Source organism: Acetobacterium malicum subsp. dehalogenans DSM 11527 (assembly GCF_000472665.1).
GTDB lineage: Bacteria > Bacillota > Clostridia > Eubacteriales > Eubacteriaceae > Acetobacterium > Acetobacterium malicum.
Genome location: NZ_KI421450.1, coordinates 1 through 15,779 on the forward strand (window position 1 = coordinate 1; position 15,779 = coordinate 15,779).

The 15,779-nt window shown below is 41.6% G+C and carries 18 protein-coding genes and 1 rRNA gene; 8 read left to right on the forward strand and 11 right to left on the reverse strand.

Going from position 1 to position 15,779, the window contains the following annotated elements:
• From A3KS_RS0118850 to A3KS_RS0118865, 4 genes are all read right to left on the reverse strand, one after another.
• Nucleotides 1–262 (reverse strand): 16S ribosomal RNA (locus tag A3KS_RS0118850); the annotation flags it as partial.
• 413 nt (nt 263–675) lie between these two features.
• Nucleotides 676–1,593: a DMT family transporter gene (locus tag A3KS_RS0118855; RefSeq protein WP_026396218.1), complete on the reverse strand. Its 918-nt coding sequence runs from the start codon at nt 1,591–1,593 to the stop codon at nt 676–678.
• A gap of 69 nt (nt 1,594–1,662) precedes the next feature.
• Nucleotides 1,663–2,733, reverse strand: coding sequence for a hypothetical protein (locus A3KS_RS0118860; protein ID WP_026396219.1), 1,071 nt, complete (start codon nt 2,731–2,733; stop codon nt 1,663–1,665).
• A gap of 12 nt (nt 2,734–2,745) precedes the next feature.
• Nucleotides 2,746–3,366 (reverse strand): NUDIX hydrolase, encoded by a 621-nt coding sequence (locus A3KS_RS0118865; RefSeq protein WP_026396220.1) that lies wholly within the window; start codon nt 3,364–3,366, stop codon nt 2,746–2,748.
• A 220-nt stretch (nt 3,367–3,586) separates the two neighbouring features.
• Here A3KS_RS0118865 and A3KS_RS0118870 point away from each other — a divergent pair, with 220 nt between their 5' ends.
• Nucleotides 3,587–3,949 carry a PadR family transcriptional regulator gene (locus A3KS_RS0118870; protein ID WP_026396244.1) on the forward strand — a complete coding sequence of 121 codons (363 nt, stop codon included), beginning with the start codon at nt 3,587–3,589 and terminating at the stop codon, nt 3,947–3,949.
• Entirely contained in the window at nt 3,937–5,292 is a 1,356-nt protein-coding gene (locus A3KS_RS0118875) for a permease prefix domain 1-containing protein (protein ID WP_026396221.1), read from the forward strand. The genes A3KS_RS0118870 and A3KS_RS0118875 overlap by 13 nt, the downstream gene beginning before the upstream one ends.
• A gap of 177 nt (nt 5,293–5,469) precedes the next feature.
• On the opposite strand, the gene A3KS_RS0118880 is transcribed toward A3KS_RS0118875, so the two are convergent.
• Both A3KS_RS0118880 and A3KS_RS0118885 read right to left on the reverse strand, forming a co-directional pair.
• Nucleotides 5,470–5,880, reverse strand: a complete 411-nt coding sequence (locus A3KS_RS0118880; RefSeq protein ID WP_026396222.1) for a GlcG/HbpS family heme-binding protein — start codon at nt 5,878–5,880, stop codon at nt 5,470–5,472.
• 282 nt (nt 5,881–6,162) lie between these two features.
• Nucleotides 6,163–6,663, reverse strand: coding sequence for a leucine-rich repeat domain-containing protein (locus A3KS_RS0118885; RefSeq protein WP_026396223.1), 501 nt, complete (start codon nt 6,661–6,663; stop codon nt 6,163–6,165).
• Nucleotides 6,664–6,925: 262 nt separating this feature from the next.
• On the opposite strand from A3KS_RS0118885, the gene A3KS_RS0118890 reads away from it, so the two are divergent.
• Genes A3KS_RS0118890 through A3KS_RS0118900 form a run of 3 tightly spaced genes read left to right on the forward strand, consistent with a single transcriptional unit; the run spans nt 6,926 to nt 8,914 of the window.
• Entirely contained in the window at nt 6,926–7,294 is a 369-nt protein-coding gene (locus A3KS_RS0118890) for a GntR family transcriptional regulator (protein WP_026396224.1), read from the forward strand.
• The gene (locus tag A3KS_RS0118895) at nt 7,291–8,145 is read left to right on the forward strand and encodes an ATP-binding cassette domain-containing protein (protein WP_026396225.1); all 855 of its coding nucleotides are present in this window, start codon (nt 7,291–7,293) and stop codon (nt 8,143–8,145) included. Before A3KS_RS0118890 ends, A3KS_RS0118895 begins: the two co-directional genes overlap by 4 nt.
• Before the next feature lie 4 nt (nt 8,146–8,149).
• Nucleotides 8,150–8,914, forward strand: a complete 765-nt coding sequence (locus A3KS_RS0118900; RefSeq protein WP_026396226.1) for a hypothetical protein — start codon at nt 8,150–8,152, stop codon at nt 8,912–8,914.
• A gap of 82 nt (nt 8,915–8,996) precedes the next feature.
• Here the strand turns inward: A3KS_RS0118900 and A3KS_RS0118910 are convergent, their stop codons facing one another.
• The 3 genes from A3KS_RS0118910 to A3KS_RS0118920 are packed head-to-tail and all read right to left on the reverse strand — an operon-like array spanning nt 8,997 to nt 10,224.
• The gene (locus tag A3KS_RS0118910; protein ID WP_026396227.1) at nt 8,997–9,239 is read right to left on the reverse strand and encodes a zinc ribbon domain-containing protein; all 243 of its coding nucleotides are present in this window, start codon (nt 9,237–9,239) and stop codon (nt 8,997–8,999) included.
• A 44-nt stretch (nt 9,240–9,283) separates the two neighbouring features.
• Entirely contained in the window at nt 9,284–9,631 is a 348-nt protein-coding gene (locus tag A3KS_RS0118915; protein WP_026396228.1) for a VOC family protein, read from the reverse strand.
• Nucleotides 9,632–9,645: 14 nt separating this feature from the next.
• Nucleotides 9,646–10,224, reverse strand: a complete 579-nt coding sequence (locus A3KS_RS0118920) for a TetR/AcrR family transcriptional regulator (RefSeq protein WP_026396229.1) — start codon at nt 10,222–10,224, stop codon at nt 9,646–9,648.
• Nucleotides 10,225–10,431: 207 nt separating this feature from the next.
• Between A3KS_RS0118920 and A3KS_RS22965 the strand changes: the two genes are divergently transcribed.
• Complete coding sequence (locus A3KS_RS22965; protein ID WP_026396230.1) at nt 10,432–11,379, forward strand: GIY-YIG nuclease family protein; 948 nt, start codon at nt 10,432–10,434, stop codon at nt 11,377–11,379.
• Nucleotides 11,380–11,510: 131 nt separating this feature from the next.
• Here A3KS_RS22965 and A3KS_RS23680 read toward each other — a convergent pair whose 3' ends face one another.
• Both A3KS_RS23680 and A3KS_RS0118935 read right to left on the reverse strand, forming a co-directional pair.
• Complete coding sequence (locus A3KS_RS23680; RefSeq protein ID WP_156913381.1) at nt 11,511–11,660, reverse strand: hypothetical protein; 150 nt, start codon at nt 11,658–11,660, stop codon at nt 11,511–11,513.
• A gap of 96 nt (nt 11,661–11,756) precedes the next feature.
• Complete coding sequence (locus A3KS_RS0118935; RefSeq protein WP_026396231.1) at nt 11,757–12,932, reverse strand: NAD(P)-dependent malic enzyme; 1,176 nt, start codon at nt 12,930–12,932, stop codon at nt 11,757–11,759.
• Nucleotides 12,933–13,212: 280 nt separating this feature from the next.
• On the opposite strand from A3KS_RS0118935, the gene A3KS_RS22025 reads away from it, so the two are divergent.
• Both A3KS_RS22025 and A3KS_RS0118945 read left to right on the forward strand, forming a co-directional pair.
• On the forward strand, nt 13,213–14,769 hold the full coding sequence (locus A3KS_RS22025; RefSeq protein WP_242834801.1) for a flotillin family protein: 1,557 nt from the start codon (nt 13,213–13,215) through the stop codon (nt 14,767–14,769).
• 179 nt (nt 14,770–14,948) lie between these two features.
• On the forward strand, nt 14,949–15,614 hold the full coding sequence (locus A3KS_RS0118945; protein WP_026396232.1) for a hypothetical protein: 666 nt from the start codon (nt 14,949–14,951) through the stop codon (nt 15,612–15,614).
• The last annotated feature ends 165 nt before the right edge of the window (nt 15,615–15,779 follow it).

Genomic DNA, 15,779 nt, shown 5'->3' on the forward strand with positions numbered 1-15,779 from the left:
CAACTAGCTAATGGGACGCGGGTCCATCCTATGGCACCGGAGCGTTTAACATCAAAGCCATGCGACTTCAATGTATTATAAGGCATTACTCCCAGTTTCCCGAGGCTATTCCTTTCCATAGGGCAGGTTACCCACGCGTTACTCACCCGTTCGCCACTTTCTAAGATTTCCGTGCAAGCACTTCCATCTCGTCTCGTTCGACTTGCATGTGTTAAGCATACCGCCAGCGTTCGTCCTGAGCCAGGATCAAACTCTCAATAAAAGTTTGTATTTAAAGCCTTTCGGCCTTTAAATGCTGTCTCATGAATAACTGTGTTTTATACTCTACCGAGTGCACTTTATCCTCTGCCGAGCTGATGTTTTAAAGAGTGCATCTCTCTGTTTCTATTTTAGCCTCGTTCATCCTCGCGGATGTTTTGGCTGTTTTACAGGTTTTATGGTACTATTCTCTTTTCTATGACCGCCGCTACTTCGTAGTTTTTAACTTGTTTCCTACCGAAGAAGCTTTTCTATTATATCGTCGTTTCTTGTGATTGTCAAGCTGTTTTTTGAAATTCTTTTAAGTTGTTTTCTGTGTTGTTCTGTTTTCGCCGTCGCTGTTTTTGACGACTTTGTTAGTATAAAGACTTTTTAACTCTTTGTCAACTGATTTTTATAAAAATATTGCATCTTTTTTCACTGCCGATAAAACACTTTTTCCAATCTGAACATCCTGACCAACTTATCGCCATCGCTCAGGTTAACAAACGATCCAAATAATATGAAAATCAGTCCAATCCCAATGTTTACAGTAATGGTTTCTCCGAGTATCACTAATGCAAAAATCGGCGCCACCATCGGTTTGATGAAAAAAGCTACCGATGCCGTGGAAGGACCGGCGATCTCAACAGTTTTAAGATAGAAGTAATAACCGACCCCAGTCACACATACGCCCAGATAGAAAAGCAACGGTACAGTTTCCAGACTAACACCCTGAAAAACCGGTTGACCGCTCGCAATTAGCATAACCAGCAATACCGCTGAGCCCATCAGAAAACTGAAACTGTTTTGGGCTACTCCGCCGATTTTGGCAATTCTCTTTTTACCATAGGCAGTATAAAGCCCAAAAGCAATCGCCGATACCAGGGTCAGCAACAAAAACCAGATATTGTTTTCACCGTTGATGAGTTTTTGGGGGTTCATCACAATAATCAACCCGATTATACTGATAGTCAGGGCAATGGCCTTCTTTTTTGTGAATTTTTCATGCACAATAAAATGAGCGAAAACCATCGTAAATACCGGGTTGATCGAAAAAATTAGCGCCGCCAGGCTGGCATTGATGCCCATTAAGCCAATTTGGAAAAGCACCATACTAAAGCAGATGCAGATTAATCCCAGTACAAAAAGATAACCGAGATCGCTGTTGCTGAGCTTTATCTGTTTTTTTCTGAGAGCGCTGATGGCAAAGGGCAACAGAAAAAGCCCTCCTATTAAGAAGCGGATAAAGGTCAGCTGAATGGGATTAAATGTTGCTCCCCCAATTTTCAAGGCTACTTCCATTGACCCAAAAAGCATTCCAGTTAAAAAGACATAGATATAGATTTTCTTCATTATTTCCTCGATTCGATTTATTTACTGTGATTTTAAGCGTTCCTGACTAACTGTTTTCCAATCGTCGTTTTACACGGTTGGCATCGAACTTTGTATCGGCAGTTTGAAATATGCTTCGTAGGGCACGTAGTCATTCCCATAAATTTCCACATAAACCATCACTTCGCGACTGGCATTTTTCAGACCAAATGCTTCCTGTGCTCCCAAACTCGATGCGCCGATGGGTATTTCCTGGGGATAGGCGATTCCCGTCACCGGATATGTTTCCGCGATCTCACCACTTTCATCGATCACATAAAAGCTTACCGACGAAATATAAAGATCCATCACATCCTTTTCGTGGCCAATATTGGTGTAATCATAGGATAACACGACTACCTGGGCTGGATTTTTCTCCACAAACTCATTTCTAAAATCCGTCTCATTGGCAGCAGTAAATGTCAATGAGAAATCCCCATCTACCGTCCAAGTTTCCCCGGGGCCGTAAATCCTGGCAGGCTCCTCCGCCATTATTTCATCGTTTTGTACTTGCTCAGAGTAGTCATACTGACTTTCCTCTTCATCGATCAGAAAAGCGATACCAAAAAAGACTCCCGCAATAACAACAATACTCATCCAGATGATCGCAAATACCCACGGCTTTCGGGGTGATTTCCGATTCAGATCTTTTTTTGTTTTTTCGCGAAAACCACTTTCTCCCCAGGAATCTTTGTCTTTCGGGTCTTTTTTTACCGCAGTTTTCCTTTTGCCCCAAGATCGTTTCTCTTCCCAACCGTATTCTGGATCATCTTCATTCTTGGTCATAAGACCATTCACCAGAAAAACAATTCCCGCCAGCACCCCAAATACGGTAGCGGTAGCTGTCATGCCGTTATTTCCAGCAAACAAAAACGTCACAATAGCAGCGACAAAATAGAATTTTGCCGCGGTCAGTATAATTTCCCGGTTATCATTGTTGATTGACGCGACCCCGATCGTTCCGGCAATTAACAGTAGAGCAAGTCCGACCAACCATCCATATCCGTAAATAACTGGTGTTTGCGATGTAAAATCCAGAATTCCATTAAATATGGATTGGTAAATAAAAACAAAGGTCATCATCATTGCGATGACACTGATCAGTAATTTAGCAAGCTTCATATTTGTCCCTCCTTATCGGTTCTTTAACAAATGGTAACTCTGAATCAATTCTACACTGGACTCGACGATCCCTGCCGTCATTCCCCAAATCACGTCCTGGTTATAGGTATAGAAACTAATCTCGTAAGTTCCTTTAATCCAATGGTAATCCTTTCCGCCAGGGATAGACTCATAGGGAAAGTCGCTGGGTTGCTCATGTCGCAGATGGTTAAGATATTTTTTGGGTTCATGATCCATAAAATAAACCACTGGTACCGTAAAAACGCTGCCAACTTCTTCTTGACTGTAACTATATTTGTAATCTCTAAGAACGGCTATAAATGGATGGATCATAAAATTGAATGGTGATATAAACACATCCCCGGGTCCCAGTATTTCAATTTGCCGACGATCCACCAACAGTTCTTCCATGGTTTCCCGAATTGCTGCTTCTACCGGCGTCTCACCCGCTTCCAGCCGTCCCCCTGGAAAACAAATTTCTCCCGGTTGACGATTTAATGTTTCTGCGCGTTTTTCAAAAAGAAATGCCGGCCCTGCTGCTGTTTCCACTAATACGACCAGGACCGCATACTGACTGAAATTTCTTTCGCCAATCATACCCGGACGTCGGTTGAAAAAATCTTGTCGTTCCACTTTATTCCACCTCAACGATCTATTTGAACGGACGTTCAAATTGCTGCCACACTGCCAATTCACACACTTTATCTTTGATAGGTTCTATTCTAACATAGAATCAAGCCCTTGAAAATTAACAACTGTCATGAAAGCAATTACAGAAAAGGCTTGCATTACCTAGAAGTTCTATGTATAATGCATGTATACCTAATAGATCTATGTATTCAGGAGGTAATGAATGAATGTATCAAAGGATTTGATCGCCGCTTCTGCAACGCCCTTTATTTTATCAATCTTAAAGGAGAACGACAGCTATGGCTATGCGATTATCAAGAAGGTTAAAGAATTGACCGGAGATGAGCTAGTCTGGTCCGAGGGAATGCTCTATCCGGTGCTTCATCGTCTTGAAGAAAAGAATTTTATCGAGTCTTATTGGAATAATTCTGACGGAGGACGGAAACGAAAATATTATAAACTAAAAGAGGAAGGCCTGATTGAGCTGGAAGTACAAAAAAAACAATGGGATATTATCCATACCGCACTTTCAAAAACCTGGTTTGAAATTATCAACAAGGAGGACTGCTTGCCATGTTTGATTTAGAAAAAAATATCCGTGCCTGGAGTGACTGCCTGCGAAGTCAGGGACATTTTAAGGAAACGGACATTGTCGAATTGGAAAGTCATCTGCACGACGAAATCGAAGATCTGATCCACGCCGGATTATCAGCGGAAGAAGCCTTTTTAATCAGTGTTAAACGTTTTGGCGATAGCCATTCGATTTCCCGGGAATATTCAAAAGTAAATACTGAAAACCTCTGGAAGCAATTGATGTTAGAACCCGAACCCACTGGTATTTCAAACGAAAACCAACGCTATATTGGGCTGGTCATTCTCTTCTCGTTTCTGGCTGGCACTTTTTTCAAAATTCCGGAACTTTTCGGTTACAGTTTCAACGACCCCCAATACCAAATTTTTTATGTTAAAAATTTGAGTTTTTTCATCCTGCCCTTGATTGCTCTGTTTTTTCTGTATAAAAACAAATCCAATTTAAAAATGGTCACCGTGATTTTAGGCATTTTTGCCGGTGCGGCCATCCTGATCAACGCTTATCCTTCGTATCCGCCGAATAATACTGAATTACTGACCGCCCTGCATCTGCCATTATTCTTATGGCTGATCACCGGGGTTGCTTATCTGGGCACGGATTGGCGCAGTAGCCAGGGTCGGATGAATTTTATCCGCTTCACTGGTGAATCGGTGATTTACGGCACCCTTATTTTCTGCGGCCTCATCGTTTTGGCGATGTTTACCCAGGCTATCTTTTTTGCCATTCAAATTGATGCCAGTTGGTTTATTCAAAATTATTTAATCGTTTATGGTGCCGCTGCGGTGGCCATGATCACGGTCTATCTGGTCGAGACCAAGAAAAGTGTGGTCGAGAATTTCGCTCCGATTCTGGCCAAAATATTCAGCCCGCTTTTCCTGATTATTATGATTGCCTTCCTACTGGTCCTGGTCGTATCCGGGAAAAGTCCTTTTATGGAAAGAGACTATCTGATCGCCTTTGACTTTATGCTGGCATTGGTTCTCGGCCTGGTTCTTTACACCATTTCGGCCCGAAATCCCTACGCTAAAAACAGGCTTTTTGACGCTCTGAATCTGGCTCTGATTGTTACCGCGATGATTATCGATGCGGTGGCCTTATCGGCCATCCTGTTTCGCTTATCCGCATTTGGGATAACACCGAACAAGCTGGCCGCACTGGGTGAAAATTTGATTCTGCTGATTAATCTGGCCGGATTAGCCTGGCTTTATGGCCGCTTTTTCCTTAAAAAAACAGATTTTATCAAGATCGAAAACTGGCAAACGACCTATCTCTATGTCTATGCAGTCTGGTTGGCTATAGTCGCCTTTATCTTCCCGATTGTTTTTGGTTTTAATTAAGCACCTGCAAAACTAAACCGTCGGATTTACTTTGCATTCAAAAATGACCAGTCTCCCCGGATGGGTAGCTGGTCATTTTTAATCTTTTTTTAGCTAACCGGATCAAACCCGCACAATTGCAGACAAGACGCCAACTAGAGTTTCAGTTGAACTGGATCAGTCAAGCAATTTCAGAACTTATTTCAGCGCATCCAGTCCAGCCTGAGCCACTGTCATATCTTCTGCCACGCTTCCCCCACTGACGCCGATCCCGCCAATGATTTTTCCATCTTCAACAATTGGGAAACCACCCCCAAATACAACCATTCTTCCTTTGTCACAAGATGCAATCCCAAAAAGCTGGCCAGATTCTTTGGCCAGATCTGCCGCCGTATCGGTGCTCATTTTAAGGGCTACCGCTGTATAAGCCTTATTGGTAGCAATATCCATGCTGGCCAATAGAGAATCTTCCATCCGGTTAAATAACACCATGTTTCCGCCTGCATCACAAATCACGATCACCATTGGCACATCAATTTGGATTGCTTTTTCAGCAGCTGCTTCTGCCATTTTTTTGGCCATGTCTAACATTTTCCCTGTTTTTGTCATTTTTTCCTCCACTTTTTTTAGTTTAAAATACATTCTCTCTAATTCTGCTTTTTTGACTCAGTTCATATCTATACAAAAGTATACCCATTTTGTGAGTTATTAATCAAAAGTCCGTCTCTTAAAGAATGTTCACGCTAAAGTAATAGCAACTTTTATGCCAATCCTAAAATCAACATCCTACTTATATTTTAGTTACTTTTTTATCGCCGTATGCTTAATTTTAAACCATTTCACTGTTCATCTTTCTAACATTTGCTCATATTATAAGCATTGTTATCATGACTATTGCCGATGTAGCACGACTTTCGGACATCCTTCAAACGCTTTATCACTGATTTCTTCAATGGAGGCTGGTAAATAGACATCTGTTAAATTAACACAATCTTTGAATGCCCAGGCCAGTATCTTTTTTGTTCCTTCATTAATTTTCACCGTTTTAAGTTGCGTACACTCGTTAAATGTAAAAGCAGCGATCCGCTCCACCGTTCCCGGTATATCAATTTCTTCGATACCGCATCGGGTCATCGCATATTGCCAGAAATCTTTGAGCTTGGCGGGAAGCTTGACAAATTTGAGATTTTCACAGCCATCAAAAACGAAACCGCCGATCTCAATGATGGTATCGGGAAATTCTACCCGTACCAATTCTTTGTGTCCTTTAAATATGTCATCACCAACAATTAGAATATCTCGATCAGTAGGAATGATGGCTTCTTCCCCAGATCCTTTTGCCTCCATCAGGCACATCCCAAAATCCTGTGTTTTATAATAATATTCGTACATTAACTTTTCCCCTCTTCATTTGCTTTAAATTTTCGCTCTCCGCCCAAATCGAAATAGACCATTATCAGCGGACGACGCGCATTGGTTTTCATTTGTGAGTATAGCATAAAAAGGTTTCAAAAACACCCTGAGCCGGATTTGCACATGCAAAAATTTCACTGTTTATAAAATTAGTATTGACAAAAATGCAACTCAGCCTTACAATAGTATCATGGTTAATTAGTCGACTAACTAACCAACATTCTTGAAAGGGGGTATCCCTTTGCAAATAAATTTTGAAGATGAACGGCCGATCTTTGTTCAAATTGCCGATGGTATTGAAGATGCCATCTTAACTGGAGCGTTTGAGGAAAGCGGTCAGATTCCATCCATAACTGAATTGTCGGTCAGTTATAAAATCAATCCGGCCACGGCCCTTAAGGGCATCTCAATTCTGGTTGACGAGGGCATCATTTTTAAAAAGCGGGGCGTTGGTATGTTTGTCGCTCCCGGTGCGGTTTCAAAACTGCGGGACAAACGCAAAGAATTATTCTTTGATCATTATATTAAAAAACTCATCGAGGAAGCAAAAAAATTAGGTATCACCAATGAAGAAATATTGGGAATGGTAGAAAGAGGTTATCAGGAATGAACGGAATAGAAATAAATAATGTGACAAAAACATTTGGTGACACATTAGCTTTGAATCAGGTGAGCCTGACTTTTGAGCCCCACAAAATATATGGATTATTGGGTCGAAACGGCGCTGGAAAATCGACCCTTTTGAATATTATCACCAATCGACTCTTTGCCGACAGTGGCCAAGTTACCATCGATGATTTGTCCAGCGTTGAAAATGACATGGCCCAGGGGCTGCTCTATCTGATGTCAGAAAAAAATCTGTATCCCGAGAGTATGACCTGTAATGAAGCATTCAAGTGGACTAAACAATTTTTTAAGGACTTTGATTTGGACTATGCACTCAACTTAGCCAAGCAATTTAAACTGAATACCAAGAAAAAAATCCGATCGTTGTCGACTGGTTATACTTCTATTTTTAAAATCATCATAGCCCTTTCGGTCAACACCCCCTATGTCTTGTTTGACGAACCGGTATTGGGCCTGGACGCCAATCATCGGGAAATGTTTTACCGGTTATTGATTGAAAAATATAGCGATAATCCATTCACCGCGATTATTTCCACCCATTTAATCGATGAAATTGCCAATCTGCTGGAGTATGTCATGATTATCAAAAACGGTGAAATTCTGGTGAATGAATCCTGTGAAACCTTATTAAGCAACGGCTATTCCGTTACCGGCACAATCAAGCATGTCGATACCTTTATCGCCGACAAAGAAGTTATTGGCGAAGATGTACTGGGCGGATTAAAAACCGCCACTATTATTGGGTCACTTAATAAGAGTACTGTGCCTGAAGGGATTGAGATAACCAACCTGGATTTACAGAAATTATTCATCAAATTAACAAACGAGGAGTAAAGTAATGAAATTAAATGCAATTTATAAATATCAGCTTGTGGATCACCGGAATGCCGTTTTAATCTTCTGTGCGGTCATCCTTGCCGTGATGGCCCTTGTTCCGATGGAAATCACCTTTTCATCTGACATCCTGACGACGAATCAATCCAGCCAAATCGCAGGCCTCGATATGGCTCCCGCCGTATTTCTGTTCATCTGCGGCCTGAACGCTTTTAAAGAAAATTTTTTGTTTGCCCTGCAAAACGGAATCTCGCGAAAATCTCTATTTGTAAATCGGATCTCCGTTGCGGTAACATTGGCTGTGGCAATGGCATTGTTTTCACTGCTGCTATTGGCGCTCGGAAAGTTAATCGAATCACCAGCAAGCGGCATTGCGTATTCCAGCTTATTGAGTATGATCTATCAATCCACAGGCACTGTTCCATTTAGCGGTCTATCTGAATATCTTGTCAGTTTCCTTTTTCTGACGGTTCTTTTTATTGCTGCCCAAACCCTTGGTTATTTCATTACTGTGGCCCTCTATCGGATGAATAAAAAACAAAAAATCAGTTATATCGTTGGTTTTTATATCGTCGTCTTTGTGGTTTTGCCAATCATCGATATGTTCATCTCTGGCCAGATTTCAACCATCCTGCTGAAATTTTTAGACATATCCATGGGCATTTCCGCCCATAACCCCTTTATCGGAATGTTCTCCTTGCTAATTTTCAGTATCATCGCAACTGGATTAACTTGGATACTGATCAGAAAAACCGGGGTTAAGAATTAATCAACGAAACTAGCCGTGATGGTCCCAGCAATAGAGACCATCACGGCTACTTTTTTCATCCTTATTCGTTCGGTTCCTATTTCTAAAAACGCGTTTTCCATGCCGGCAGTTGACGCATCATCGCCTCCACCGCCTTTTCTGCGACTGTTTCCTCAAGCCCCTGGGTTTTGATGGTGAAATTTATTAGGCTCTGCTTCTTTTCTTCAAAAGATTGCATCGAACCATCTTCCTTTGCGCAATAGACACAGTACTCCTTACTGGTGTCGCCCATCGCAAAGTCGCTTTCTTTCTTCATTGGCATTCCGCATGCTATACATGTTTTCATTTTCTTACCTCCTTGAATCATTTAATATCGATCATTACCTGCCATTAACAATAATCAGTCATTCCCAATCGATTGCCGAATAAATCTTCAAATTCAACCGCGTTACCCGTTCCAATTTGAAACGGCTTACTTATAAAATTAACCCCGTTATTGCAAAGCCGTTTATATTCATCATTGACGTTATCCGCAACAAACCAGATAGTCGGTTTTGCGTCCGGGAATTTATTCTTTTCCTTTAAGATAATCGCCGGTTCTTCATCCCCCACATTAAATGCAGCCATGCCCTTGTCAGAAAAATCAAACTTTAATTTCAAACCTAATACATTGGAAAAATAGTTTTTTGCTTGTTCCAAATCATCGACAGGCAGAAAAAAATTATCGTAAGCTTTCATATCATTGATTCCTTTCATTTTCTAATTAATTTTATATAGTTCAAAATCAATTCATCCTTATGGTCCGTTAGCACTGACCCTGCTGCAAAAAGATAGTTATTGGTAAGATAATAGTGTATCAAACCTAACCAGCTATTAAAAATTATATGCATCGGTATTTCTTTGACTACCTTTTGTTCCTTATCACGTTCGATCACCTGATTAAGATGAAGTGAAACCACTGATTGGATATTAATGAATACATATTTTGCTTCTTGGGGCAAACTGTTAATTTCGGAAATAAGCCTTTTATAAAAATCTTCATAACAGATCAGAACATTAATATGGGCCGCCAAAAAAGTCTCCAGACTTTCATCCTTTTCCGAGAGGAGATGCAAATGCTCATTAATTTCAGAACCAAAACGTTCAAGTAAACAAATTATGAGATTATCTACCGTTGGAAAATGAACAAAGATCGTACCATGGGAAACATTAGCCGCCTTGGCTATTTGATTGGTCGTGGCGCTAAACCCTTCATTTGCATACACTTGATAGGCGGCATCCAAAATCAGTTTTCTGGTTGCTTCTTTTTGGATTTGACGTTTCGTTTTCATTTCATTGACTCCAAACTCATTGACTTTAAGCTTATTGTAATTCTTTTTACTCAAGATGTCAAGAATTTACTTTTTTTTGTACAGTTTCTGCAAAAGTTCCCCCTGATCAAGGTTAAACAAGCTAGTGTTATGTTATTGTATAAGCAGGTGAAAGAATAAAATATTTTTAGCCATAACCAAAATAAAGATGATATGGAAACCGAAACGATGAGCCATTTAGAGCAAAAAGTAAATCAGATACCACCGCTTCCCGGTATTTATAAGATGTTGGATTCCACTGGTCAAATTATCTATGTCGGAAAAAGCAACTGTCTGAAAAAAAGAGTGAAATCCTATTTCACTAAATCCCCCAAGCAACCAAAGATCGAAAGAATGATTTTTTTCATTGATGATATCGATTATATTGTCACCGATACCCATTTAGAAGCCCGACTGCTGGAATGTCAGCTGATCAAGGAGCTCAAGCCTTATTTTAATTCGCAAATGAAAAACGACAGACGGTATTTCTATCTAAACGTTACTCATTCAAGTCATTCCAGGGGATTATCGATTGTCCTGGAACGGGAAGATCATAGCTTTGGACCGTTTCGGAGAAAACAGGTAATCCTATCATTGATCGATATGCTCACCCACCTCTTTCCAATTGTTCAGGAGAACAACCGCTTCGATTTTCACTATCATACGCTTCCCGAGCCAATGAGCCCAGAAGATTTTTTGAAGAACAGACAGACCTTGCTTCTGATTTTTTCCGACGATACCAAGTTAAACTGTTTCATCAATCAATTAGAGATCTGTATGCATAAAGAGTCGGCCCAATATCATTACGAACGAGCCACCACATACCGGGACCTGATCAAAAGTCTGGCATATATCAGCCATAATCTTCATGCCTATAAGCATCTGACAACCAGAGATATCCTTTTGAAAATACCAGTACGAGATGGTGAAAAGCTCTTTTTTATTTCAAGCGGCAGAATCGTATTGAAAAAGTATTTTCCAGTTTTGACCCCATCAGCGATTGATACTTTTTTTTATGAAGGCAGTCGAATGAAATCTGCACTGGTCCCCATCCCGGATGAAAAAGCAGGGATCGATTTTCAGAACATCCTCTTTTCTGAAATCCAAGCTCTGCCGGATGAGTGGATTTTGAAATAAATCAACTGATAAAACCTATTTTATGCTCAGATTCAAAGCTATCCAGATTACCCGCCTAATCGAAATAAACTGTAAAAAAAGAAGCCCCGGAAATGAAAGTCTCAAATCTGGCTGCTTCTTTTTCAACTTGTTTAGTAATCTTCACTTTCTTTTTCTTCGATGGTTCTTAAGGCTTTTCTTAAGACATCTTTGATCCGCTCCTCTTTATGGTTAGGAATCGGAATCACCTCATCCAGAGCATCCATGATGATTCGGATTTTATCTTCTTTGCTCATTTTCATTTTATTATTTCCTTCCTGATTTCTTAATGATACAACACTATTATAAACACTTAGGTATTACAAACACAATTAAAATTACTGAATTTTGTTTTTTAGTTATTGAAGTCTGGCCACACCAGAATCAACAGCCGCTCGATGGACTGCTTCAGCCACGGCCGTTCCAACCCGGGGATCAAAGGCCGGCACAATAATATAATCAGCACTCCGTTCATCTTCTCCAATCAAGTCGGCAATGGCTTTTGCCGCGGCAACCTTCATCGCTTCGTTGATGTCACTGGCTCGGGCATCCAGTGCCCCTCTAAAAATGCCCGGGAAAGCCAGGACATTATTAATCTGATTGGGATAGTCCGACCGTCCCGTTCCGACAACCCTGGCGCCGGCTCGGATAGCCAGTTCCGGATCAATTTCCGGGTCCGGATTGGCCATTGGCAGGACAATGGCGTTTTCAGCCATGGTCTGAACCATTTCGGGAGTGACGATGCCCGGTGCCGACACGCCGATAAAAATATCAGCGCCGTTAATAGCATCGGCAAGAGTCCCTTTTTTGTGATCCTTATTGGTCATCTCCGCTATCTCCTGATGAACCCAATTACTGTACTGTTCGTCTTTTGAGAGGATGCCCTTGCTGCTACAGGCGATAATATCTTTGACACCAACATTCAACAGCATCTTGATGATGGCCGATCCGGCTGCTCCGGCGCCGCTCATGGCCACCGTTACCTGCGCCCATTGTTTGCCGACCACCTTCAGAGCATTCATCAGGGCTGCTGTCACCACCACTGCCGTGCCATGCTGATCATCATGAAAAACCGGAATGTCCAGTTCTTTTTTTAAGCGTCTTTCGATTTCGGCGCATCTGGGCGAAGCAATATCTTCCAGATTAATCCCGCCAAATCCCGGTTCAATCATCTTGACCGTCTGGATGATGACTTCCACATCCTGGGATGGAATACAGATCGGAAACGCATCGACACCGCCGAATTCTTTGAACAAAACAGCCTTCCCTTCCATCACTGGAAGGGCGGCTTCCGGGCCAATATCACCCAACCCCAACACTGCCGACCCGTCAGTAACCACCGCCACCATATTTCCCTTTCCGGTATACTTGTACACATCTTCCTTATTTTTATGAATCATTCGGCAGGGCTCCGCCACCCCCGGAGTATAGGCCATCGACAGATCATGTTTGTTTTTTACCGGCACCTTACTGTCAATACTCAGCTTACCCTGCCATTCTTCATGTAACTTTAATGCTTCTTCCTGAATTCCCATTGTGTCTCCTTTATTTCAACTGTTTTATTTTCTTACTTATATTCTCCCGATAAACTTATCGCCTGCGTTTAAATTTATCATCACCTGAATTATAACATTCACCCCACAAAACAATCCATATTCTTTTTTAATCTTTGACTTTGAATCCAACCTCTTATATAATGAATTTGTTGAGTTCATACACATATTATCCACTCTCAAGAATCTGCGCGGTTGTCATATCCGCACAGAAATGAGTATCTTTTTTTGATCTCAAAATTAAATTTTGCAGGAGGCACAAATGTCAATTTTTACACTGATTATCCCAATTGTAGTCGTATTGTTCATTATCTCACTCTTAATGATGAGCTACGTCAAAGCTCCCCCGGATACGGCCTATGTCATATCTGGTATTAAACGGCGTGTCATCATCGGAAAAGCGGGAATCAAGATTCCTTTTCTTGAACGCGTTGACAAACTGGACCTAAAAATGATGTCTGTTGATGTTAAAACCGGTGAATCGGTACCAACCAATAACTTCATCGATGTGATGGTTGATGGCGCGGTAAAGATCAAGATCGGTTCATCACCAGAGGCAATTTTACTGGCTTCCGAGAATTTTTTAAACCAATCAACTGACGCCATCATTCCCCAGGTTAAAGACGTCCTTGAGGGAAATGTCCGTGAAATCATCGGCTCACTTGACCTGAAAGATATGTTAACCGACCGAAAATCCTTTTCCGAAAAGGTGCAGGAAAACGCTGTGCCGGATCTTAAACGGATGGGTCTTGAGATAATTTCCTTCAACATTCAATCGATCCGCGATCAGGCTGGCGTGATTGAGGATCTCGGTACTGAAAACAAATCACAGATCAAAAAAGGCGCGGCGATTGCTCGTGCCAACGCCGAAAAAGAAGTCGCGATTGCCGAATCCGAAGCCGCTAAAATTGCCAATGATGCCCGAATTAAAGCCGACCTGGAAATTGCCCAGAAAAATACCGATCTGGATATCCGCAAAGCCGAACTGAAACGCCAGTCTGATCTGACTAAGGCCCAGGCTGACGCCGCTTACCAAATTGAGCAGGAAGAACAGCGAAAAACAATTGAAACAAAGACCCAGGAAGCCAACATTATTAAACAGGTCAAAGAAATTGAGTTAGCCGCTAAAGAAGTTGAAGTTCGCGAGCAACGATTAAAAGCTGAGATCAACAAAACTGCCGATGCTGAACGATACCAACGTAACCAAAAGGCTGAAGCCGATTTGTTTGAAAAGCAAAAAGAAGCGGAGGCGAAACTGTTTATTGCAGCCAAAGATGCTGAAGCCAATCGATTGGCCGCTGAAGCTGATCGCTACGCCAAAGAACAGGAAGCTGCCGCCATTGAAGCCCGAGGTTTTGCCGAAGCTGCGGCAATCCGAGCTAAAGGTCTGGCCGAAGCCGCTGGAATTGATGCCAAAGCTGAAGCGATGAAGAAATACAGCGATGCCGCCATTATGGAAATGTACTTCGATGCCCTTCCCGAAGTTGCCCGTAATGTTGCTGCGCCACTTAACAACGTCGATCGCATCACCATGTATGGTGATGGCAATTCCGCCAAAATGGTCAAAGACATCGTCAATACCATGTCACAAGTGACTGAAGGAATCTCTGAAAGTACTGGTATAAACTTGCAGTCGTTAATTTCGGGATTTTTGGGCGGTAAAATGGCAACACCAACTGAGGCCCCCACTATTACAGTAAGCACAACAACTGCAGCCGTAGATAGTGAACCGTTTAACCCTGATTTAACAACCGCATTTACGGACCCAATCCAACCCACTCCTTCAGAAACCAGCACCGAAGACCCCGAAGAAGTCTGATTTTTACAACGATAATAAATTTCCCACTATTCAAAAGTTGAGGCAGTTTGGCCTGGTTTTTCCCTTTCTTGTTGAGAAAAATTCAAAAGAAAAGCACCTGCTTTTGGTGCTTTTCTTGCTTAACGGGGTAATTTAACATTAAAATGCTCTATCAATTCATATCAGGGGGTATCTCCATCATGAACACTTCAGCCTTTTTCAGTAATCTGTTTACTCTAGAAAATTCACCAGTCACCCAATTGTCACTCTTTATCGGGGGTGCATTTTTAACGATCCTATTCGTTTTTCTGATCTATTATGTTGTTTTTCGGGTAAAACATGAACCACTGGAAAAAATCAAGCGCCCGACTGTCGAATCCCCTTCCCAAGATCTTGCAATGTTTAACGCAACTGAAAATCCCAATTCATCAACACTTCAGGATCGCAGCATCGCGGAACAGGCCAGGCTTCAAAAACTAATCGGTTTATTAAAAACTGCCAAACGGCGGGAATCACTCTATTCCCAGGAAACCATCCTCGAAGATCTGGAAGCAGTTGTTTCAAAAGTTCGGGACAAAATCAGCAGGGATCCGAACCTTCAGGTTTTTCCGCAGTATGCCAGTTATCATGCTGAAACAGCTATCGTGCTACTCAGTACCTACCTCGATTTAGATCGAACCCAGGATGAATCGGTAGAAAATATCAACAAAATCAGAACTGAAATTATCGCTTCCTTTCCACCACTCCTGGAGTTTTATCAGGACTATTTAAACCGTTTATATGATGCTCAGTATTTTGATGTGGCAAGTGATGTTGAGGTGGTCAAGTCAATTTCAGAAGATAAGCAGGATTTTTCAAGACAGTGATTTAATCTGAGTGCGCAGGGACTGTCAGAAGGAAACATCGAAAAACAGCGTTAAATTAGGTAAGTGCTTCAAAAGATGACGTATAGCAAGTTTGATCTAAACCAGCAAGCAGAAGTAGATAGCGTAAGTTTATCAATATCCATCAGAGAACCAAAACTATTCACT